This window comes from Marinobacter sp. F3R08 (genome assembly GCF_018860425.1).
Taxonomy (GTDB): domain Bacteria; phylum Pseudomonadota; class Gammaproteobacteria; order Pseudomonadales; family Oleiphilaceae; genus Marinobacter.
This window is the reverse complement of the sequence record NZ_JAHKPI010000015.1, coordinates 1-22705: the sequence shown is the minus strand read 5'-3', so window position 1 is coordinate 22705 and position 22705 is coordinate 1. Positions and strand designations below refer to the sequence as shown.

Below are 22705 nucleotides of genomic sequence, written 5' to 3'. Positions count from 1 at the left end.
CCCTATCTCAGCTTCAGACTGGCAATGCCAATCAGGACCAGAACAACAGTGATAACCCAGAACCGGACAATAACCCGGGGCTCAGGCCATCCCTTCAACTCAAAATGGTGGTGCAGCGGCGCCATCCGAAAGATCCGTCGCCCGGTCAAACGGAACGAAGCAACCTGCAGGATCACCGACACGGTTTCCATCACAAACACCCCGCCCATGATGAACAACACAATTTCCTGGCGGACAATAACCGCAACAACACCCAGTGCTGCACCGAGGGCCAGCGCCCCGACATCACCCATGAATACCTGGGCCGGGTAAGTGTTGAACCAGAGAAAGCCAAGGCCCGCACCGACAAGCGCACCGCAGAAAACGATGAGCTCACCAGTCCCCGGGAGGTGCGGAATCAACAGGTAATTGGCAAACTGAGCGTGGCCGGACAGATAAGCAAAGATCCCCAGAGCACCGGCAACCATGACGGTAGGCATGATCGCAAGGCCATCAAGTCCATCGGTCAGGTTAACGGCATTGCTACTGCCAACGATGACGAAGTAGCTGAGCAAAATGAAAAGCACCGGCCCAAGAGTCAATGAAAACTGTTTTACAAACGGCACGTACAGCGAGGTTTCCTGAGGCAGCACCGAACTGAAGAAAAGGACCACCGCCGCCGTAGCACCAACAACCGACTGCCAGAAATACTTCCACCGGGCAGGCAGGCCCCGTGGATTGCGCTCTACAACCTTACGGTAGTCGTCGACCCAGCCGATCGCGCCGAACAACAGTGTCACCAGAAGGGTAACCCAGACGTATCGGTTGCTAAGATCGGCCCAGAGCAACGTACTGATGCCGATCGCCACCAGAATCAGCGCCCCTCCCATGGTCGGCGTTCCGGCTTTACTCAGATGGGTCTGAGGACCGTCATCCCGCACCGCCTGACCGATCTGATACTGACTCAGTTTACGAATCATCACCGGGCCGATGATCAACGAAATCAGAAGCGCAGTGAGTGTTCCCAAAATTCCACGCAGGGTCAGGTACTGAAACACCGTCAGTGCGGAAAAATACTGTGATAGGATCTCTGTCAACCAGAGCAGCATGTGTTATTCACCTTTTCTTTAATTCCCTCCACCACTCGCTCCATGGCAGAACTGCGAGAACCCTTGACCAACACTGTCAATGGCGTGTTTTTATCTCCGATCGCTGCTTCAACGGCCTCCTCATGACTCCGCACAGACTCCGTGGATCCGCCAAATCCGTCGGCATAGCCTTCGCAGCCCTGCCCCACGGTGATTACTCGGTCGATGCCAAGGTCGCGGGCGCACTGCCCGACTTCCCGATGCAATGCCCTTGCTTCAACACCAAGCTCTCCCATGGCGCCAAGTACGGCAACTTGCTGTCCCTCTCGCTCTGCCAGAACCCCGAGCGCGACTTTCATGGACGACGGATTGGCGTTGTAACTGTCGTCAATCAAAGTCAACCCCGGCGATAACGTCAGAAACTGAAGCCGCCCCTGCACCGAGGCAACACCGGCCAGACCGTCGACAATCGCCTGATCACTGGCGCCTAATTCGCGGGTAGCAGCAATCGCAAGCAGCATATTGGTGATGTTGTGATCACCCTCCAGCCCCAGGGTAACCCGGCACTGCCAGCCGTCCGGACCGCTGACTTGAATGTTTCTGTTCCCGGCCTTCCGATTCTCGACGACCACGTGGTAATCCGCCTCAGCTCCAAGACGACTGACCCCGACAACGCGTCGGGCTCCGGCACGCTTGCGCCACGTCCCGCAGGCCGGATCATCGCTATTGAGCACAACCAGCCCGTCAGCCGCCACGCCTTCAATGATTTCGCCCTTCGCCAGGACAATATTTTCGTAGCTGCCAAACCCTTCCAGATGAGCCTCGCCCGCATTCGTGAGGATGGCCACCCGGGGCTTTGCGAGGGCGACGGTATGAGCTATCTCACCAAGTCCACTGGCACCCAGCTCGATCACGCCATACTGGTGCTCCTGCGAGAGACCAAACAGCGTAAGCGGAACACCGATGTGATTGTTCAGATTGCCCTTCGTCGAAAGTGTCTGGCCCATCTGCGAGAGAATCGCGGCGCACATCTCCTTGACGGTGGTCTTGCCACTGCTGCCGGTGATCGCGAGCATGCCGGCCGTACTTTCTTCTCGGTTGCCGGCAGCAAGCTGCGCCAAAGCCTTCAGCGTGTCCTCTACCACCAGTTGAGGCAGACCAACACTGTGATCCGGCGTATCGACCACCAGGCCAACCGCACCCCGATCCTGCGCCTGATGTAAAAATTGATGACCGTCGAAATTCTCTCCGCGCAGAGCAACAAACAGGTGTCCCGGCGCAAGGGTACGCGTATCGGTTGAAACGCCTCTGAACATCACTGACGTCTGATCACCCAGACGGCACTCAGCCCCCGTCCAGCTCCGGGCCTCGGCCAGCGAAAAGGCGCGCATCATGCCACACCACCATTGAGTCGCAGTATGTGGCGAACCTGCTCAGCATCGCTGAACGGGTATTTCTGGCCTGCAATTTCCTGATACGTCTCGTGTCCTTTACCTGCAATCAGAACGAGGTCGTTTGCAGTAGCAGAGCGGATTGCCGACAGAATTGCTTCGGCTCTGTCATGCATAACAGACACCCTTGCCGAATCTGAAAAGCCCGCAAGAATGTCCCGTGCAATGATCTCAGGATCTTCGCTGCGGGGATTGTCATCGGTGACCACAATACGGTCTGCAAATTTCTCAGATTCGCGTGCCATCTCCGGTCGCTTGCCGGCATCGCGATCACCGCCACAACCGAACACACAAATGAGTTCACCCGCCACATGCGGGCGCAACGCTGCCAGAGCATTCGCCAGAGCATCGGGGGTATGGGCATAATCGACTACCACCCTGACGCCACTGGCGCTATCGAACCGTTCGAGCCTTCCCGGGGGTGGCGTAAGTCGCTGGACAGCCTGCTGTACACGCTCAACCGGCACGCCAAGCGTCAACACCGTTGCCATTGCCGCCAGCACATTGCTGGCATTGAAGCTGCCCATCAGGGGAACCGCGATAACAAACCGCCCCCATTCACCATCCACTTCAGCTTCAAAGCCCTCATTGGTAGGCCGAAACTCTCGCAACCAGAGTTCGGTCTGGGCCTCGTGAAGGCTGAAACGTACGCGATCACACTTTCCTTCCAGCTGATCAAACAGCTGTCGACCAAACGGGTCGTCGAAGTTGATAACCGAAAAATGCAGTTCCTCCCGCTGAAACAACCGGGCCTTGGCTGCGCCGTATGCTTCCATGGAGCCGTGATAATCCAGGTGGTCCCGGGTCAGATTGGTAAACACGCCCGCGGTCATGGACAGATTATCCACCCGACCCTGTTCCAGTGCGTGGGAGGACACCTCCATCACGGCAGCGCGACCGTCCTGATTTACGATCCGGGACAAAACCCGGTTAATTTGCACGGCATCTGGCGTTGTGTGGGTCGCCGACTGGAGAGCGCCCGGCATGCCGTACCCCAGAGTTCCAAGGATGCCGCAGGGCGTTCCTGTCTCTTTCAACAATTGAGCAACATACTGACAGACCGACGTCTTCCCGTTGGTTCCGGTCACCCCGACAAGCCGAAGCCGTTGCGACGGGTGCTCGAAGAACCGGTCGGCAATTCGACCCACCAGGCTTCGCAGGCCCACGACGGGCACAACCAGCGCCCCGTGTCGCTCAGCGCACTCACCGGCTTCTTCGGTTTCCAAAAGAATAACCGTCGCACCAGCCTCAATGGCCCGGTCAACGTAGAAGTCGGCAGGCGTTCGGGCACCTGAGAGGGCTATAAACGCGTCGCCGGAGGCGACTTCCCGACTGTCAACCTTCAGGCCATGGATAGTCACGTCAAACACAGACGGAACCACCACAATGCCTTGCAACAACGTGCTGAGAGATGTGATGCACATACGCTTACCCTCGCTCACCGGTCGCGGAAGAGAACACGTCAGTCTCGCCTACTTCCAGTTCAGGCTTCACATTCAACAGTCGCAGTGCGTCACTCATTACCCGTGAAAATACCGGCGCAGCAACTTCGCCACCGTAGTATTCTCCGGACTGCGGCGCATCAACGGCCACAACCGTAACCAGTCTTGGGTTATCAATCGGCGCCATACCAGCGAAAATCGCTTTATACTGGCTGTCTTCGTAGCCCTGAGCGCCAACCAGGTGAACCGTTCCCGTCTTGCCCCCAGCCGAGTAAAAGCCAGGCTGGGCGCGTTTTCCGGTGCCCCTTGAGACGGCCTCACGCAACATGTTCCGGACCTGATAGGTCACCTTTTCAGAAAGCACACGTTGCCCTTGGGGCTTGTCGTCCTGCCGAACCAGACTCAGTGGATAGCGCACGCCACCATTGGCGATCACCATATACGCCTGTGCCAGCTGTAAAGCATTCACGCTCATACCGTAACCGTATGACAACGTTGCTTCTTCAACCGGTCGCCACTTTGGTGGGGAGGGCAATACACCCACCGCTTCGCCAGGAAAACCTATGCCAGTGGGTTGACCGAGCCCCAACCGGGCGTACAGATCGCGAATCACATCACCACCGAGATCGGTGGCAATCCGGCTGATCCCGACATTACTGGATTTGACGATAATCTCAGCCATGTCCATCACACCGTAGTTACGATGATCCCGGATGGTAAAGCGACCAAATCGACGATACCCCGGATTGGTATCAATAGTGCTATCAACCGAGTATTTGCCGGACTCCAGGGCAGCCGCCATAGTGATCGGCTTCATGGTAGATCCGGGCTCAAACAGATCGGTTATAGCTTTGTTTCTGAGATTTTCAGGCTCAAGCTGGCTGCGATCATTGGGGTTGTATGACCCCTGATTCACCATCGCCAGGACTTCACCGGTATCCACGTCGAGCATAACCAGCGTGCCCCCGCGGGCATTATGAGCCGCCACAACGGCTTTGAGTTCCCGGTACGCCAGATACTGGAGGCGCAGATCAATGCTGAGCGCCAGATTGCGCCCGGGGCTGGCATCACGAATCAGAGTCAGGTCCTTGATGACCCGACCCCGGTTGTCTTTCAGAACACGCTTTCGTCCAGTCTCGCCGGACAACCATTGATTGTAGGCCAGCTCGATTCCTTCCTGGCCACGCTCATCAATATCCGTAAAGCCCACAACGTGAGCAGTCACTTCGCCTGCCGGATAGTAACGGCGGTATTCCTGACGGGCATAGACGCCACCAATATCCAGGTCCAGAACCTTTCTGGCCAGATCCGGCTGAACCTTTCGGCGCAGGTAAATGAATTCGCGACCGGAGTAATCTTTCAGCCGCTGGCGCAGGGAGGCTTCGTTGATATCAAGAAGCCTTGCCAGGGTTGCCAAACGTGCCTCGGAAGGGTCAGCCTCCGACGGATTTGCCCAGATGGTCTGCACTGGCGTGCTCACTGCAAGCGGCTCGTCGTAGCGATCAGTGAGCACCCCCCGGTGCGCGTCGATACTCTCTACCCGAATAGTCCGGACATCACCCTGTTTACGCAGAAACTCGTTATCAACAACATGAAGATCAACGAGGCGCCAGGCCAGAACTCCAACGACCAGCAGAAAGACGCCCACGACGGAGCCAAAGCGCCAGGCTGCCAGCCCGGACGCCAAACGCTGCCCCCATGTTGTCTTCTTTCCCTGATCGGACACGTCGATCACCCTGAATCGTTGGTGTTCTTGTTAATTACCGGCCGGCGACCGGCGACATGAGTGGGACCAACACAATGTCCTGACGCCCCGGCACCACCATGTTGAAACGCTCGGCCGCCAGATTTTCTACTCTGCCATGAGCGCTGAGTGCACTTTGCTCAAGCAGCAATTGACTCCATTCACTCTGGTAGCCGTCACGCTCAGACTGAAGTTGCGACAGGGTATTAAAAAGCTCCCTGTTTTCGTGGGCACTAACAACCACCCCGATGGAGGAAGCCAACAACACGACAACCAACCCAAGCGAAACCAGCACTTTGCCCTGCTTCGTGGCTGCAAAAACCTGCCGAGAAATCCGGACCGCAGTTGCAACGCCGTCCCGAACCCTCTGCTTGTTGAGCTTTGCGGTCTTAACCGGCTCTTCAATAGCTACCGCACCCATGGCGACGCGCTCCCCTGCGAGTTTTTCCTGGTATCTGTCCGCTCCAGCACACGCATAACTGCGCTGCGGGCACGTATGTTGTCACTTACTTCGTCAACACCAGCTTTGCTGGCCTTGCCAACGAGACGGAAGTCTGAGGCTTCCTGATCTGCGGTTACGGGAACACCTTTTGGCAACTGCGGTCCTCGGGCCAGGTCCCTCATGAAGCGCTTGACCAACCGATCTTCCAGCGAGTGAAAGCTGATAACCACCAGGCGCCCGCCAGGCGCAAGATGCTCAACAGCGGACTGGAGACCAACCTCCAGATCCTCCAGTTCCCGGTTGATAAAAATCCGGATTGCCTGAAAGGTTCGGGTTGCCGGATGCTTGTGCTTTTCTTTCTTGGGAACCGCCTCGCTTACCAACTCTGCCAGCTGGCGAGTCGTCTCAATAGGCATCTCTTGCCTACGCTCGACCAGCAGCCGGGCAATTCGACGGGAAAATCGTTCCTCGCCATAACGAAAAATCACGTTGGCAATATCCGACTCCTCCGCCGTCGCCAGCCACTCAGCCGCACTGGGCGATTGTTCGGTATTCATGCGCATATCCAGAGGTCCATCACGCATAAAACTGAACCCACGGGAGGCATCGTCAAGCTGCGGTGATGACACACCGAGGTCCAGCAGAACACCATTGACCGACTGCCACCCCAAGCCGGATACCGCGTCATCCAGCTCCGCAAAGGAACCATGAAAACTGCGGAAACGGCCGTCCTCTGCTTCCAGTGCTTGTGCAGCTCCGATCGCTTCGGGGTCCTTATCAATACCAAGGAGCCGCCCGGACGTTCCGAGACGCCCCAGAATCAGACGACTGTGGCCACCTCGACCAAAGGTGCCATCCACGTAAAAACCATCGGGGTCGGCAATCAGGTAGTCGACCGCCGAATCAAGGAGCACCGAGCGATGCGAGTACGCTCCCCCGGCCTCCGGACTGCGATCGGAGGTCATAAAGACAGCGCCTCCATCTCGGGCGGCATCTCTTCGTCATCGGAGGACTCATCCAGCCAGGCAAACCAACGCTCTTCGCTCCACAGCTCCAGCTTTTTGCCCTGCCCGATCAACATCAGCTTTTTCTCCAGATGGGCATAGCTTCTCAGAGTGGGAGGAACAAGAATGCGCCCGGCTGTATCCAGTTCCATGGGCGCGGCATTCCCCAGGATTATGCGCTGCAGGCGCCGCGCCAGCTTATTCATGTTGGGGAGTGCCTCAATTTGCGGCCTAAGAATCTCCCACTCGGGCTCCGGGTACATCAGAAGACACCGCTCTCCGTCAGGGTTTGCCGTCAATACAATGCGCCCACCACAGGCCTGCGCGAGCTCTTCGCGCACCTTGGCGGGGATCGCCAAGCGACCCTTCGCATCCATATTGATGGCATGACTGCCGAGGAATTTACTCATTCACATTGTCTCTGGGTACCTAATGTCCACAAAAAACCACTTCAAACCACTTTTTCCCACTTCTGCACACTATAGAAACACGCAATACACAATGCAAGCGCAGCAAACAGCGCCACACATGGGAAACTTCCTTTTATGACAAGAGGTTACAGAGCTGGATTCGATAAAATGATGAGATTACAAAAAAGAAAAGAAGTAAAATCAAACACCTGCAAAAAGGTCTGAAGAAGACTAGTGAGGTTTAAGATTTTTTGGGTATAAAGGACGCCTGTTGAGAATCACAGGCGTCACAATAAGGAAGAAAAGAGAGCTCGCCGATAAGCCGGGTTCTGTCTTGGACAGTCATTCATCTAGGGCCTGCGTCACCACAGGCCTCAAGCAACCTACCCGAATCCAGCGCGGGCCACGCCATAGGATTCCTATTTGGTCTTGCTCCAGGTGGGGTTTACCATCGCCGTGAACTGTTGCCAGCCACGCGGTGCGCTCTTACCGCACCGTTTCACCCTTACCGGCGCCCGAAGACGCTTAGGCGGTATACTTTCTGTTGCACTTTCCGTCGGCTCACGCCGCCCAGGCGTTACCTGGCACCTTGCCCTGCGGAGCCCGGACTTTCCTCCCCCGGAATACCGGCGGCGACTGTCTGGCGAGCTCGGGCGAGACAATACTCCTGCGCCCACAGCCTTGCAAGAGAAACCGCCACCACGATCAGCCATCCTTCAGCGCCAGGGCGCGCTGGTAAAGTTCATTCTTCCCAAGCCCGGTCAGCTCCGAAGCCATTTTTGCAACCTTCTTGACTGGCAACTCCGCCAGCAAAACCCGAAGCACCCGATCCACATCCATAGTGGCTTCTTCGCTGTTATCTGATCGTCCCATTGCACCACGAACCATAACCACGAATTCTCCCCGGCTTCCATGGGGGTCACGCTCCAACTCTGCCAGAACCTCTGTCACCGAACCCGAATAGAAGGTTTCAAAGGTCTTGGTGATCTCGCGGCCAAGAACCACCTCGCGATCCGATCCCAGCACATCAGCAATATCCCGCATCGATTCCAGAATCCGATGAGGTGACTCATAGAAAACCAGGGTTGCCTCTTCATTGCTCAAAAGATCCAGACTGCCTCTGCGACCAGAGCGTTTCGCAGGTAAAAATCCCACGTAAAGGAAACGGTCTGTGGGCAGGCCAGCGGCGCTCAGTGCCGCAACCAGCGCACAGGGACCCGGAATCGGGCTAACTCTATACCCTGCACTCCGGGCCTCACGAACAAGGATATAGCCGGGATCCGAAATCAGTGGCGTACCTGCATCAGAGATCAGCGCCACATCATGCCCGGCCGCCAACTCAGCCAGAATCCCGGCAGCCCGATCCTTCTCGTTATGGTCATGCAATGCAATCATTCGCTTTGCAACACCCAAATGGCTCAACAGCCGGCCACTGTGGCGGGTATCCTCTGCGGCGACCACATCCGCACCGGCCAATGTCCGGACCGCCCTGGGAGACAGATCATCAAGATTACCGATGGGCGTTGCAACCACATAAAGCACGCCTCCCGATTCACCCTTCCGGCTGTCTGACGACGGCAAATCGCTGACCTCGTTTTTCAAAGCTTCTGCCTCTCTATATGGGGAGCCCAAGGCCGTGACAGTTACGTCATGTGAATTAACCTCGGAGCTGTTAAACTTGCCACCGTTAGTCTGGCGCTACAAGCCCAATCATCCGGAGTATGTCGAGCCTGCCATGATAAAAATCCGCATTCATCAACGAGCACTGGCCAGCCTATTTGCGGCCGCCCTTTTGTCGGCTGGTTGCGCCACAGTGAACCTCGAAACCCACGTAGCACAAACGGCCGACCAGGCCCTGGAGCTGGCCAGCAACGAGGACAACATCGAAACTGCCCAGGCTTACCTCCTGCGGATCGCCAGCAGATTCCAGGACCAGAGCGACCACACGGCAGCCAGAACGCTACTGCAAAGCCCACAGTTGGCGCAACCCGCTCCGGGGCTCGTTAACCAGAAGCTTCTCCTGGCAATGGCAAGCGCCACAGCTCTCGAGGATGGCTCCTGGGCACAAGAGATCGCTAACGAGCTCACCCCGTCGACTTTTGTCGACTACCCAGCCGACCTGATCAGCCGGGCAGCCAACCTGCAGGCGGACACGTACAGCCTGGCAGGCAAACCCATGCCTGCGGCCATGACCCTGATGTTGCTGGCCCAGACTGATAACACCGCAAATGCACAGCAGATCCACAACCAACTCTGGTCATTGCTGCAACAGGTGCCCGAGAACGAGTTGAGTTCGGCCTCCACCGACGCCCTCGGTTACGAGACCAAGGGATGGCTTGAACTCGCCAGACTTGTCCAGACCCAGGAAGCTGGCATTGACGAGCAGGGACGAATCATTCGCCGCTGGCAGAACGACTGGGCCGGCCATCCGGCCGCCCAGGTACTGCCCTCGAAACTGCAATTGATCGCAACACTGGCGGAAAGCCGTCCTGAAAAAATCGCCCTTACCCTTCCCCTTGAAGGTCCACTTGCGACCGCCGGAAAGGCCATCCGCGATGGTTTTCTTGCCGCCTACTACCTTGATGATTCTGCCGACCGAAGTGAAACAGATATACGGATCTTTGACACCTCCGGCACATCCTTCAGCGAACTCTACCGACAACTGACCGAACAGGATATCGATCTGATCGTTGGCCCACTGGAAAAAGAGGCCCTGGCTGGGCTCGCCTCAATGCACACCCTGCCGGTACCCACACTCGGGTTGAATTATCTGCCCGCCGATACCACACCTACTGAGGGCCTCTACCAGTTTGGTCTTTCGGCAGAAGATGAAGCCAGACAGATTGCTGACAGATTAGCCGCCGAACAACTGTACCAGGCCCTGGTAATCATTCCCGATGGAGAATGGGGTGATCGTGTCGAGGCCGCACTTCAGAAACGCATGGTCGCCAATTCCGGGGTCGTCCTCGATATTGAACGCTTCGCCCGTGAAGACAATCTTCGCGCGGTAACCGCCGACCTCCTGGGCATTACCGTCTCCCGGGACAGAGCCATTCAGGTTGAACGAACTATCGGCATGAACCTCGAATTTGAACCGAGGCGCCGTCAGGATGCCGACGCGATCGTGATGGTGGCAGAGCCGACGGTTGCTCGACAGCTCAAGCCTCTGTTCGCCTTCTATTTCGGGGGAGGCCTACCGGTTTATTCACCATCTATTATCTACGAAGGTACACCGGCAACCTCCCGGGATCGCGACCTCAACGGAGTCATTTTCACCGACATCCCCTGGGTTCTGGGCGACATGAACCAGTTGCGGGCCAGGGCCACGAAGAGTCTGTCTGGCACTCGCGGTCAACCAGGGCGGCTGTTCGCGATGGGTGCTGATGCGTGGCATCTGAGTAAGCGCCTGCCATTACTGAAACAGGTTGAAGACGCCTCAATTTCAGGACAGACCGGCTTACTGACCATGACCCCCGAGGGTAGAATCCATCGCGAGCAACTCTGGGCACAGTTCCAGAGTGGCGCCCCGGAAGTCATTGCTGAACCAATCACAGAAGAGGCTGAATCAGAAGCCGCCGCAGAAGCAGGTACAACAGATAGCCAATAGCATCACAGGAGGGCATAAACGGCCATGGATGGCACCAAAACCCTGGGCAGTCACTTCGAAGGCGTCGCAGCCCGATACCTTGCTCGCCAAGGCATCAGGATACTCGAACGCAACGTTTACAATCGCGGCGGTGAAATTGACCTGATCGGTCGGGATGGCGATACCCTCGTATTTTTTGAGGTCCGCTATCGGGGGCCAGGAAGTCTCGTTGATCCTGCGAGCTCAATCAATTATCCCAAACAACAACGCCTGCTTCGCGCAGCGTCATTTTATCTGCACAGGCACGGCCTCTGGGACAGCCTCTCACGGATAGACGTAATTGCCATCAGCCCGGGAACCACCAAAAAATACCGGGTACAATGGATCAGAAATGCAATTTTGGCAGGATAGTGATACTGAAAATGACAGAAACCGAACACCAGATCAATCAATGGTTCGCCAGCCATATGGAGCATACGGCGCAGGCCGCCAGCACCACAGGCCTCGCTATCGAGGAAGGTTCCAATGCCTTCGTGGAGACGCTACTCCAGGATGGCAAAATCATCACCTGCGCGAACGGCAATGCCAACATCCTGGCCCAATACTTCTGCACCGCCCTTCTGAACCGGTTCGAACAGGACAGACCCGCCTTACCGGCCATTAATCTCGGAGCCGATGCAACGACCTATTCCGCAATCTGCCGGGACAACCGCTTCAATGACACCTTTTCCCGCCAGGTCAGGGCTATCGGCAAGCCCGGAGATCTTCTGTTCGTCATTGTTGATGACGGACACAAAGCCAACCTCATCCAGGCAATCCAGGCTGCCCACGACCGAGAGATGAGAGTGGTCGTACTCAGCGCCAGGGAAAAATCCGACATTACATCCCTTCTCCACCCGGAAGATCACGAAATTGCACTGAACAACCTCAGCGCTACCGAAGCAACCCCACTCCTGTTGCTGATTATCAACGCTCTGTGCGGATTAATAGACGCCAAGATTTTCGGGGGATAAAAAAAGCCAGCATTAGCTGGCTTTTTCACAACGGCAGAACGAAGCTTGCCTATTCGTTACTTAACAACTTTAAGCGTTGGCCGCCCCGAAGGACGATCCTCCTGACCGGAGGAAGACCGCTCGCTTTCATGCCCCCCCGGAGTACGATCAGGATCCGGAGAGCCGGGCTCGCTGCCGAACACCATGCCTTCACCGTTTTCCTTGGCATAAATGGCCATAACCGCCTGCAATGGAATGAATACCTGCATCGGTACACCGCCAAACCGGGCACTGAACTCCAAGGAACCATTACCAACCACCAAACCACGCACCGCGCCAGGGCTGATATTCAGAACAATCTGCCCGTTTGCTACGTGCTCAGTCGGCACCTGTACACCCTGGATTCCTGCATCCACTACAATATACGGGGTGCAATCGTTATCCAGGATCCACTCATTGAATGCTCGTACCAGGTACGGTCGGCTGGACGTCATGGTGCTTTTACTCTCAGCCACTGCCTCTCTCCTGCTCCGGCCGGCGGAACGTTACCAAATCAACTGCGAATGTCTTCTTCGAGATCAGACAGGCTTGCCTTGAAGCCTTCTCTGCCGAAGATGCTCTCCATATACTTCTGCAGTGGCTTTGCCTGCTTTTCATTCAACTCGATGCCCAGCGACGGAAGACGCCAGAGAATCGGAGCAATGCAGCAGTCCACGATGGTGAACTCTTCTGACAGGAAGAAAGGCATCTCACCAAACAGAGGTGCCGTAGCCAGCAGGCTTTCCTTCAATTCTTTACGGGCCACTTCCGATGCCTTTACGTTTGGCTGGGCCAGAATCTGGTCTACCAGACCACACCAATCCTTCTGAATCCTGTGCATCATCAGACGACTGTTGGCACGGGCAACGGGGTACACGGGCAACAGTGGCGGATGAGGGAATCGCTCATCGAGGTATTCCATCATGATATTGGGCTCATAAAGCACAAGATCACGATCCACCAACGTTGGCAGGGCGTTATACGGATTCAGGTCGGCCAGTTCAGCCGGCGGATTATCCGGATCCACATCAACGATATCGACCGTAACGCCCTTCTCTGCCAAAACAATACGCACCCTGTGGCTGTAATGGCTGGCGGGATCCGAGAAAAACGTCATTGATGACCGCTTGGTCACAACGCCCATAGAACTACCTCACGAGTAAACAAACCGAAATGATCCTGAAAAAACGCAAAAGTCCAGCGAGCCGGTTATTGCCCGCTGGAACTCAGGGAACGGGATTATACCCTATTTCTCAGTGCACGTCCTTCCAGTACTCACGATTGAGCAGATAGGCAAACACAAAGAAGATAGCCACGAAAATCAGAACAAAGATCCCCAGACGTTCCCGCTCAAGCTTAACCGGATCCGCCATGTAGGACATGAAGTTGGTCAGATCATACATCGCCTGATCGAACTCCCCGCCTGACATACTGCCTTCGATAGCGTATTCCGGGCATACATCTGCGTTGTTAATGTTACCACTGAGCGGCTCGACACTGGCGGAGACGCCAATATTTGGCTTGACCGCGCACAATCCCTGGAGCCCGACCAGAACGTGGGGCATACCAACGTTAGGGAACACCACATTGTTGACACCAAGTGGCCGAGCCTCATCCTTGTAGAAGCCACGGAGATACGAATACACCCAGGCCTCGCCCCGCAGACGGGTTTCGAGCGTCAGATCAGGAGGCGGCGCACCAAACCAGTCAGCGGCCATATCCTTGCTCATCGAGTTCTTCATCAGCTCCCCAATTTTGGCACCGGTAAAAATCAGGTTCTCTTCATACAACTCGACGGGGATTTCCAGGTCATCCGAAACCCGCTTGTAACGGGCATACTCCATGGAGTGACACCCCATGCAGTAGTTGGTAAACGTGGCCGCACCGCGTTGCAGAGACGCCTTATCGGCGTGATCTGACTCGAACTCATCGAGATGAACGGTCGCGCCCGCTGCCAGCCCAAGGGCTGGCAGGACTGCGATGAAAAGACCAAAGATCAGCTTTCTCATTACCCTGTCACCCTCTCTGGAACTGGCTTGGTTTTCTCCATCCGCGTGTAAAACGGCATAAGGATGAAGTAGAGGAAGTACACTACGGTCAACACCTGCGCCAGCATAGTGCGGCCCTCAGTTGCCGGCACAAGGCCGAGATACCCGAGCACCACGAAACTGACTGCGAAGACCGCAAGAGAAATCTTGCTCAGCCATCCCTTATAACGCATGGAGCGCACCGGACTCCTATCCAGCCATGGAAGCACGAACAAAATTGCAATGGCACCACCCATGACAACAACCCCCCAGAACTTCGCAGGCAATCCGAACAAGTCAACAGTGACTGCCCGCAGCATGGCGTAGAACGGAGTGAAGTACCAGACGGGTGCAATGTGTGCAGGCGTCTTCAGAGCATTCGCAGGCTCAAAATTGGGCTTCTCGAGGAACAACCCTCCCATTTCCGGGAAGAAGAACACGATTATAAAGAAGATGAAGAAGAACACGCCCACACCCAGCAGGTCGTGAACCGTGTAGTAAGGATGGAACGGTATACCATCTTTTGGAATGCCGTTTTCGTCCTTGTTCTTCTTGATATCGATACCGTCAGGGTTGTTGGAGCCAACTTCGTGCAGAGCAAGGATGTGCAACACAACGAGGCCGAGCAGAACGATCGGCAAGGCAACCACATGCAAGGCAAAGAATCGGTTCAGGGTAATACCGGAAATCAGGTAGTCACCACGAATCCACAGAGACAGATCTTCACCGATTACAGGGATCGCGCCAAACAGATTGACGATAACCTGGGCGCCCCAATAGGACATCTGTCCCCAAGGCAGCAGGTAGCCCATAAAGGCTTCAGCCATCAGCACCAGATAGATCAGCATGCCGAAAATCCAGATAAGCTCACGCGGCTTCTGGTAAGAACCGTACATCAAGCCCCGGAACATGTGGAGATAAACCACAATGAAGAACGCTGACGCGCCGGTAGAATGCAGATAACGCAGCAACCAGCCCCACTCAACATCACGCATGATGTACTCAACGGAGGCGAACGCGCCCTCTGCCGACGGGTTATAACTCATGGTCAGCCAGATGCCTGTCACCAGCTGATTTACCAGCACGAGCATCGCAAGGGAACCGAAGAAGTACCAGACGTTGAAATTCTTCGGTGCGTAATACTTACCCAGGTGTTTGTTCCAGGCATCAACGATTGGCAGACGCTCGTCTACCCAGTTAATCAGCTTTTGCATTACGCTGCCTCCGGATCAAGACCAATCGTGAGGGTCGCATCATCGTCAAAGCGATAAGGCGGAACCTCAAGGTTCAACGGCGCCGGCTGCGCCTGATAGACCCTGCCAGCCAAGTCATAGCGTGATCCGTGACAAGGGCAGAAAAGCCCACCGAGCCAGTTTTCGCCCAGGTCCTCTGCCGCAACTTCCGGCCGGTAGGAAGGTACACAGCCCAGATGCGTACACAGGCCCACGATCACCGCAAACTCCGGCTTCAATGACCTGTAGATACCCTCGATATAGGTTGGCTGCTGAGGTGCCTCTGACTGCGGATCTTTTACTGTATCGTTCAGCTTTTCGATATTAGCGAGCATTTCCTCGCTACGACGGATAACCCAGACCGGTTTACCACGCCACTCGACGGTGACCTGCTGACCCGGTTCGATTTTGCTGATATTGACAGTTACCGGTGCACCCGCTGCTTCCGCTTTAGCACTGGGATTCCAGGATCCCAGAAATGGAACGGCGGCACCGACGACGCCCGCTCCACCTACCACGGACGTAGCACCGATCAAAAACCGGCGCCGGCCTTGGCTAACGTCGCCATTATTCATTATGGTCTTCTCCCATCAGGCGATGCAGCAGCCCGCAAAGCAGCTGGCAATGTGCATCTAAAAGGACTTCACAACCCAAAAATATAAGCGCCCAAATGGTAATGAAATTACCTTGGGCTTACAAGTCGGAAAGCCGCCGCTGGCGCCTCATCCCTGCCCCAGATCAAATTGCAGGCAGATCACACAGGCATAAAAAAACCCGACCGAAAGGGCCGGGTTTTCCAGGATCTGCTCCAGCGAAATTAACGCTTGGAGTACTGAGGACGCTTACGCGCCTTACGCAGACCCACTTTCTTACGCTCGACTTCCCGCGCATCACGAGTAACGTAACCTGCGGTGCGAAGCGCCGGACGCAGAGTTTCATCGTAATCCATCAACGCACGAGTAAGGCCGTGGCGAATCGCGCCAGCCTGACCACTGATACCACCACCTTTAACGGTGATATTGATATCAAAACGATCGGTAGATTCAGCGACAACCAGAGGCTGACGAACAATCATACGAAGCGTCTCACGACCGAAAAAATCTTCGATAGAGCGACCGTTGATGGAAATATTACCGCTTCCAGGCTTGATAAAAACCCGAGCCGTGGATGTCTTGCGGCGACCAGTACCGTAATTTTGTGCTACAGACATATCCGCCTTCCGTTAAATGTCGAGTTCTTTGGGCTGCTGGGCTGCATGAGGATGCTCAGCGCCTGCATAGATTTTCAGCTTCTTGAACATTGCGCGGCCGAGCGGACCCTTCGGAAGCATGCCTTTGACAGACTTCTGGATGATTTGCTCAGGCGCCTTGTCGACCAGCTTCTCGAAGTTGATGGATTTGATCCCACCCGGAAAGCCGGTATGACTGTAGTACATCTTGTCAGATGCTTTCTTGCCGGTCACCCGCACCTGGCTCGCGTTGATCACAACAATATAATCGCCAGTGTCTACATGAGGGGTGTACTCAGGCTTATGCTTGCCCCGCAGACGAAGGGCGATTTCGGTTGACAGACGACCCAGCGTCTTGCCGGCTGCGTCTACAACGTACCAGTCACGTTTTACTGTTTCTGGTTTCGCACTCAGAGTCTTCATTGATTCCGCCTTGAACGCTATATAAGAAACGTTAAAAACCGCCGCCGGTAAATGCACTGCATCCGGAGGTGGTTCTGTACCTGTTAGTTAGTCGGCAGTGACACTATTCGGGGCTGAGATAGTGACATCACCTTGAAAAGCCAGGGCGCGAAGTATACTCGAACCACTCAGGAAAGCCAACCCTGCGTCGGGTTGTTTCGTTATTCCCCTACCTGGGTGCCTGACCAACCATACAATCGACACACATTCTGCAGCAGAATTGGAGCCAACTCTTGCGACGGAACGGTGCGGATCCCGGCGAGCACACCCAGGATATCCGGCAGATAGCGTGGCGAATTCTGCCCTTTCGGAACCCCTTCCGGCGCCATATCTGGCGCATCGGTTTCAAGCACCAGTGACTCCGCCGGCAATTTCGATATGGCGTCACGGGTCTTGTGGGCACGAGGATGGGTAATAACACCACCAACCCCAATGTAGCACCCCAGATCGACCAGCTTTCTGGCCTGCTGAAAGCTTCCACTAAAACCGTGAATCAAGGCTCGACCACCCCAACGAAGGCGATTAAGCAGGCTGACCACCTCATCATGGGTTTTTACCGAGTGGATGACCAGAGCCATGTCCAACGCCTGCGCCAACTCTACTTGAGCCTCAAACCAGGGCAACTGATCATCAAGATTCCCTCGGAGCCGGTCGAGCCCGCACTCTCCGATCGCTACGCAGCGGTCCGGGCTGACCTCCAGTAACCTCCGGAGCTCTACAAGATCGTGTCTCGAATGCTCACCAACAAACCAGGGATGAATGCCGAGGCAATACGAAAGACCATCATAGGCTTCAGCAATCTTCCGGACTCTTGCCCAATCAGGGCGCCTGACACCGGGTATTACAAGACCCCGAAGCCCGCGCGATCGAGCCAGCTCCAGCTCTTCATCGCGATGACCATCAAAATACGGAAAATCGAAATGGCAGTGAGCGTCGATCAGTTGCACAGTCACCTCCGCCCGGTACTCGTCAATGCTCCCGGGTCTTGTGGAAATGAATGTCGGGATAGCGCTCTTGAGCCAGATTCAGGTTCACCATGGTAGGAGCGATATACGCCAACCGGTCACTACCATCGAGAGCCAGGTTATCGTTGTTCTTGCGCTGAAACTCATCGAGCTTGCGCTCGTCGCTGCAGGTAACCCAGCGGGCAGTGGCAACATTGATTGGTTCGTAGATTGCCTCAACCTTGTATTCGCTTTTCAGGCGGCTCACAACCACGTCGAACTGGAGAACACCCACAGCCCCGACGATAAGGTCATTGTTCCGTAGCGGACGGAATACCTGCACCGCCCCTTCTTCCGACAATTGTATAAGGCCTTTCTGAAGCTGCTTGGCCTTGAGAGGATCCTTGAGACGAATCCGGCGAAATAACTCGGGCGCAAAGTTTGGAATGCCCGTAAATTTCATGTCTCCACCTGCAGTGAAGGTGTCCCCCAACTGAATGGTTCCATGATTGTGCAATCCAATAATATCGCCGGCAAATGCTTCCTCAGCATGCTCCCGGTCACCCGCCATGAACGTCAATGCATCGGAGAACCGGACATCTTTGCCGATACGTACGTGACGCGCCTTCATGCCCTGGCTGTAGCTCCCGGAGACGATACGAAGGAAGGCCACGCGGTCGCGGTGCTGAGGATCCATATTCGCCTGTATCTTGAACACGAATCCTGAAAATCCGTCCTCAGCCGGCTGCACCAATCGCTGGTCCGTCTCCCTGGGCTGGGGTGTGGGCGCCCACTCCACCAGACCGTCAAGCATATGATCCACCCCAAAGTTACCCAGAGCTGTCCCAAAGAACACCGGGGTCAGCTCACCAGCGAGAAACGCCTCCTGGTCAAATTCGTGAGAAGCGCCTTTCACCAGCTCAATTTCATCACGGAGATCGTCAGCGTAGGCGCCAATCGCTTCATCCAGCTCAGGATTGTCGAGACCTGCAATGATCCGCCGATCCTGAATCATGTGCCCCTGGCCGGACTGGTAAAGAATGACCTCATCCCGAAGCAGGTGGTAAACACCCTTGAAGCTCTTGCCCATACCAATGGGCCACGTGATCGGTGCGCAGGCGATTTTCAGAACGTCCTCAACCTCGTCCATCAATTCCACCGGATCCCGGGTATCACGGTCCAGTTTGTTCATGAAGGTAAGGATAGGCGTATCCCTCAGCCGCGTGACCTCCATCAGCTTGATGGTCCGTTCCTCGACACCCTTTGCGCTGTCGATGACCATCAGACAAGAGTCCACGGCGGTCAGCGTACGATAAGTATCTTCAGAGAAATCCTCGTGGCCCGGCGTATCGAGAAGGTTCACCAGTTTGCCACTGTAGGGAAACTGCATGACCGAGGTAGTGACAGAAATACCCCGCTCTTTTTCCATTTCCATCCAGTCGGACTTGGCATGTTGCCCCGATTTTTTTCCCTTAACGGTGCCGGCTTTCTGAATCGCCTGGCCGAACAACAGCACTTTCTCTGTGATGGTTGTTTTACCGGCATCCGGGTGCGAAATAATGGCAAAGGTGCGGCGCTTGGCCACTTCCTGGGGAAGGTTAGACATAATCGAAAAGCAACCTGAATCTGATGTTCTGGAAAAGGCGGGTATTATAGGCCCTAAGGCATTATGACGCGAACTCACGCTTCACCGGTTACTGCCCGAACTCCAGCACCATAACCAGAGCCTCTTCCCGACCGTTGGCCGCCGGATAATAGCCCGGGCGTTTTCCGATTTCCCGAAACCCTTCATTTTCGTACAAGGCTCTAGCCATGGCATTACTGGCCCTGACCTCCAGCAACAACTGGATCATACCCTCATGGGCAGCCGTAGAAACGACATGCCTCAGGATATGTCGTCCCACGCCTTTACCTCTGGCCCCGGGATGGACACAGATATTTAACAGATGGGCTTCATCTACCATATAGGCCACGACAGCATAGCCCACGAGCGTTTCACCGTGGCTTGCAGCCCATAGCCGATAGTTGTCCTTGAAACAATCGAGGAACACCGATTCGGTCCAGGGGTGAGAATAACCCTGGCGTTCTATATCCATGACGGTCGCAACGTCATCAGGCACCAGAGGGCGGACCAGAAGATCGGCTTTCAACACGCTTTGATACGTCCCCGTGGAGACCATCAGCGGGCAACCATGGGGCGTATCCGCTCCCAGAGCAAACGCTTGAGGTTCGGGTTACCAGCAATCTCAGCGAGGGTGTGAGGAAACTGCCTCGCGGGGTCACGACCAAGCGCCTCACTCAGCCAGCTCTGCTCCGAATTCTGGAGATCCTGAAGAACAACAACGTCGTGACGCTTCAGCCCCGAGACAACGCTAGCCATCACCTCGACGAAGTCCTGGCCGGAATTCCCTGGCACCAGCAGATTGTTAAAAATGGGCCAGGATAGATGCCCCAGCACCTTTGGCTGATTTTCGCCCAGGCTCTTTAAAATATTTACCGCCAGGGTCTCCTGGAGCAGACTGCTGGCATCCGAAGACATACTTCCGATCAGAGCCGCACTGCTCCCGGCCCAGACCATGATATTGATGCTTTCAGAGGGAAACGCAGAGAATGGCGCCGTCATCACCTGTGGCTCTGGTACTGCCTTCTCCGCAACAGGCTGGGGCATGACTGACAATTCAGTCGACGGTCGCGCGGCATTGGCCGAAGCGCCAGCGTCACCTTCCATCAATGCTTGCAGGCCAGCAATTCGGGCAACGCCCTCGGTTCGATCTGGTCCCGCAGCCGGACGTCCCGGGTCTTTTACGGGCCCGCGTGCAGGCTCCAACACCCGCGGGTTTGTTTCCGGGGCCTCAGCCTCCACAGAGAAGTCAAACTCCGGACTGGGCGCCGCACCAGGCAACGGTTGACGGGCGTACCACATCCGAATCCCTGCTGCTCCCAGGTAAAACTGACGCTCTACTTCCGATCCAATCATCAAAGCCGCCTGTCGGAACTCACCTGATTGAGACACTCAGACATCCGCAACCTGAGGGTGCTGTCGAATTCCTCCCCTACTGATCAGGTTAAGCGCCTCGATATAAGCCTTGGCAGAGGCGATGATAATATCTGTGTCAGCACCCACGCCGTTAACAATCCGGCCACCTCTTTCCAGACGCACAGTTACCTCGCCCTGGGAATCCGTGCCACTGGTAATATTGTTGACTGAATAGAGCTGCAGATTGCAACCAGAATCCACCAACGATTCGATTGCCCTGAATGTTGCATCTACAGGACCACTTCCCTCTGCTTCAACCTTGTGCTCTTTGCCATCCATCGTAAGCGTCAGGTTGGCTTTGGGCACCACACCGGTCTCAGAGCAGACCTGCATGCAGACCAGACCATAACGGCCATCTTCCTCTTTCTGGCGGGTATCACTGGCAATAGCCTGCAGGTCTTGGTCGAAAATCTCATGCTTCAGGTCTGCAAGTGCCTTGAACCTTGTAAAAGCTTCATTCAACTCGGTCTCCGTTTCAAACTGAATTCCGAGCTCAAGCAACCGGGTACGAAATGCGTTGCGACCGGAATGTTTGCCAAGCACAAGACTGTTAGTGTGCCAACCTACATCCTCCGCACGCATAATTTCGTAGGTTTCCCGGTGTTTGAGAACCCCATCCTGGTGAATTCCGGACTCATGAGCAAAAGCGTTGGCGCCAACAATGGCCTTGTTAGGTTGAACAGGAAAGCCGGTAATAGTGGACACCAGACGGGATGCAGGAACGATATGCTGGGTATCTATGCGGGTATCTAAATGGAACAGGTCCTGACGGGTACGAACCGCCATCACGATTTCTTCCAAAGCAGCGTTGCCAGCACGCTCGCCCAATCCATTGATAGTACATTCAACCTGACGGGCGCCCTGAGAGACTGCAGCCAGAGAGTTAGAAACCGCCAAGCCCAGATCATTGTGGCAATGCACCGAAAAAATGGCCTTGTCGGCGTTCGGAATCCGGTTCAAAAGCAGCCGGATAGTTTCACCAAACTGTTCTGGAATCGCGTAACCCACGGTATCCGGTATATTAATCGTGGCGGCTCCGGCATCAATGGCGGCCTCAATGATCCGACACAAAAAGTCCAACTCTGAGCGCCCGGCGTCCTCACAGGAAAACTCAACGTCCTCCACATGACTGCGAGCCCGCTTCACCGCGCGAACTGCTTGCTCTACCACTTCTTCGGGCTGCATCTGCAACTTGTGCTTCATGTGGATGGGCGACGTAGCTATAAAGGTATGAATACGACCACGCTCCGAAGGGCGAATTGCCTCTGCTGCGCGATCGATATCCTTGTCCAGAGCCCGGGCGAGGCTACAGACTGTGGAGTCCTTGATCGACTCGGCGATCCCCTTCACTGCCTCGAAGTCGCCCTGACTTGCGATCGCAAACCCTGCTTCAATAACGTCGACACGCAGCTTTTCCAGAACTTTTGCGATGCGTAGCTTTTCCGCTTTGTTCATGGTGGCGCCGGGGCTTTGCTCACCATCACGGAGCGTCGTATCAAAAATGACAAGGTGATCATTCGAAGGCATCAGAAATGCTCCATTCGGAAATTGAATTCGTTATTGACAGAGTATATCACCCGGAAACGATGCTTGAGGGG

Annotated in this window: 23 protein-coding genes and 1 other RNA gene; 3 read left to right on the top strand and 21 right to left on the bottom strand. The window is 55.4% G+C overall.

Annotated features, from left to right (window positions below; all coding sequences use genetic code 11):
• Positions 1–2: 2 nt before the first annotated feature.
• The 9 genes from mraY to rsmI form a co-directional block, all read right to left on the bottom strand.
• Positions 3–1088 carry a phospho-N-acetylmuramoyl-pentapeptide-transferase gene (gene mraY / locus KO499_RS09160; protein WP_215983445.1) on the bottom strand — a complete coding sequence of 362 codons (1086 nt, stop codon included), beginning with the start codon at positions 1086–1088 and terminating at the stop codon, positions 3–5.
• Positions 1073–2461: a UDP-N-acetylmuramoyl-tripeptide--D-alanyl-D-alanine ligase gene (locus KO499_RS09155; protein ID WP_215983444.1), complete on the bottom strand. Its 1389-nt coding sequence runs from the start codon at positions 2459–2461 to the stop codon at positions 1073–1075. Before KO499_RS09155 ends, mraY begins: the two co-directional genes overlap by 16 nt.
• A complete protein-coding gene (locus KO499_RS09150; protein WP_215983443.1) occupies positions 2458–3942 on the bottom strand; it encodes a UDP-N-acetylmuramoyl-L-alanyl-D-glutamate--2,6-diaminopimelate ligase in 1485 nt (494 codons plus the stop codon). Before KO499_RS09150 ends, KO499_RS09155 begins: the two co-directional genes overlap by 4 nt.
• A 4-nt stretch (positions 3943–3946) precedes the next feature.
• The gene (locus KO499_RS09145; RefSeq protein WP_215983442.1) at positions 3947–5686 is read right to left on the bottom strand and encodes a peptidoglycan D,D-transpeptidase FtsI family protein; all 1740 of its coding nucleotides are present in this window, start codon (positions 5684–5686) and stop codon (positions 3947–3949) included.
• Positions 5687–5720: 34 nt separating this feature from the next.
• Entirely contained in the window at positions 5721–6125 is a 405-nt protein-coding gene (gene ftsL / locus KO499_RS09140) for a cell division protein FtsL (protein WP_215983441.1), read from the bottom strand.
• The gene (gene rsmH / locus KO499_RS09135; RefSeq protein ID WP_215983440.1) at positions 6113–7111 is read right to left on the bottom strand and encodes a 16S rRNA (cytosine(1402)-N(4))-methyltransferase RsmH; all 999 of its coding nucleotides are present in this window, start codon (positions 7109–7111) and stop codon (positions 6113–6115) included. The genes ftsL and rsmH overlap by 13 nt, the downstream gene beginning before the upstream one ends.
• Positions 7108–7560: a division/cell wall cluster transcriptional repressor MraZ gene (gene mraZ / locus KO499_RS09130; protein WP_215983439.1), complete on the bottom strand. Its 453-nt coding sequence runs from the start codon at positions 7558–7560 to the stop codon at positions 7108–7110. The genes rsmH and mraZ overlap by 4 nt, the downstream gene beginning before the upstream one ends.
• 302 nt (positions 7561–7862) lie before the next feature.
• Positions 7863–8212, bottom strand: an RNA gene (gene rnpB / locus KO499_RS09125) — RNase P RNA component class A.
• A 53-nt stretch (positions 8213–8265) separates the two neighbouring features.
• Positions 8266–9162 carry a 16S rRNA (cytidine(1402)-2'-O)-methyltransferase gene (rsmI, locus tag KO499_RS09120; RefSeq protein WP_215983438.1) on the bottom strand — a complete coding sequence of 299 codons (897 nt, stop codon included), beginning with the start codon at positions 9160–9162 and terminating at the stop codon, positions 8266–8268.
• A 76-nt stretch (positions 9163–9238) separates the two neighbouring features.
• On the opposite strand from rsmI, the gene KO499_RS09115 reads away from it, so the two are divergent.
• From KO499_RS09115 to KO499_RS09105, 3 genes are read left to right on the top strand one after another with little or no spacing between them, the layout of a single operon-like run.
• Positions 9239–11167 carry a penicillin-binding protein activator gene (locus KO499_RS09115; protein ID WP_228339862.1) on the top strand — a complete coding sequence of 643 codons (1929 nt, stop codon included), beginning with the start codon at positions 9239–9241 and terminating at the stop codon, positions 11165–11167.
• 24 nt (positions 11168–11191) lie between these two features.
• Positions 11192–11557, top strand: a complete 366-nt coding sequence (locus KO499_RS09110) for a YraN family protein (RefSeq protein ID WP_215983437.1) — start codon at positions 11192–11194, stop codon at positions 11555–11557.
• 11 nt (positions 11558–11568) lie between these two features.
• Positions 11569–12159, top strand: coding sequence for an SIS domain-containing protein (locus tag KO499_RS09105; RefSeq protein ID WP_215983436.1), 591 nt, complete (start codon positions 11569–11571; stop codon positions 12157–12159).
• 56 nt (positions 12160–12215) lie between these two features.
• Here KO499_RS09105 and KO499_RS09100 read toward each other — a convergent pair whose 3' ends face one another.
• From KO499_RS09100 to KO499_RS09045, 12 genes are all read right to left on the bottom strand, one after another.
• Positions 12216–12632: a ClpXP protease specificity-enhancing factor gene (locus tag KO499_RS09100; protein ID WP_228339884.1), complete on the bottom strand. Its 417-nt coding sequence runs from the start codon at positions 12630–12632 to the stop codon at positions 12216–12218.
• 59 nt (positions 12633–12691) lie between these two features.
• Positions 12692–13321, bottom strand: a complete 630-nt coding sequence (locus KO499_RS09095) for a glutathione S-transferase N-terminal domain-containing protein (protein ID WP_215983434.1) — start codon at positions 13319–13321, stop codon at positions 12692–12694.
• 109 nt (positions 13322–13430) lie between these two features.
• The gene (locus KO499_RS09090) at positions 13431–14186 is read right to left on the bottom strand and encodes a cytochrome c1 (RefSeq protein WP_215983433.1); all 756 of its coding nucleotides are present in this window, start codon (positions 14184–14186) and stop codon (positions 13431–13433) included.
• A complete protein-coding gene (locus KO499_RS09085) occupies positions 14186–15418 on the bottom strand; it encodes a cytochrome b (RefSeq protein ID WP_215983432.1) in 1233 nt (410 codons plus the stop codon). The genes KO499_RS09090 and KO499_RS09085 overlap by 1 nt, the downstream gene beginning before the upstream one ends.
• Positions 15418–16011, bottom strand: coding sequence for a ubiquinol-cytochrome c reductase iron-sulfur subunit (gene petA, locus KO499_RS09080; protein ID WP_215983431.1), 594 nt, complete (start codon positions 16009–16011; stop codon positions 15418–15420). The genes KO499_RS09085 and petA overlap by 1 nt, the downstream gene beginning before the upstream one ends.
• A 242-nt stretch (positions 16012–16253) precedes the next feature.
• Entirely contained in the window at positions 16254–16646 is a 393-nt protein-coding gene (gene rpsI, locus KO499_RS09075; protein ID WP_215983430.1) for a 30S ribosomal protein S9, read from the bottom strand.
• Positions 16647–16658: 12 nt separating this feature from the next.
• Positions 16659–17087: a 50S ribosomal protein L13 gene (gene rplM, locus KO499_RS09070; RefSeq protein WP_008176556.1), complete on the bottom strand. Its 429-nt coding sequence runs from the start codon at positions 17085–17087 to the stop codon at positions 16659–16661.
• Between the two features lie 200 nt (positions 17088–17287).
• The gene (locus KO499_RS09065; RefSeq protein ID WP_215983429.1) at positions 17288–18073 is read right to left on the bottom strand and encodes a TatD family hydrolase; all 786 of its coding nucleotides are present in this window, start codon (positions 18071–18073) and stop codon (positions 17288–17290) included.
• Positions 18074–18095: 22 nt separating this feature from the next.
• A complete protein-coding gene (gene prfC, locus KO499_RS09060; RefSeq protein ID WP_215983428.1) occupies positions 18096–19676 on the bottom strand; it encodes a peptide chain release factor 3 in 1581 nt (526 codons plus the stop codon).
• 88 nt (positions 19677–19764) lie between these two features.
• Positions 19765–20250: a ribosomal protein S18-alanine N-acetyltransferase gene (gene rimI, locus KO499_RS09055; protein ID WP_215983427.1), complete on the bottom strand. Its 486-nt coding sequence runs from the start codon at positions 20248–20250 to the stop codon at positions 19765–19767.
• On the bottom strand, positions 20250–21083 hold the full coding sequence (locus tag KO499_RS09050) for a 2-isopropylmalate synthase (protein WP_323133334.1): 834 nt from the start codon (positions 21081–21083) through the stop codon (positions 20250–20252). The genes rimI and KO499_RS09050 overlap by 1 nt, the downstream gene beginning before the upstream one ends.
• Positions 21084–22634, bottom strand: a complete 1551-nt coding sequence (locus tag KO499_RS09045; RefSeq protein WP_215983426.1) for a 2-isopropylmalate synthase — start codon at positions 22632–22634, stop codon at positions 21084–21086.
• Positions 22635–22705: the final 71 nt, after the last annotated feature.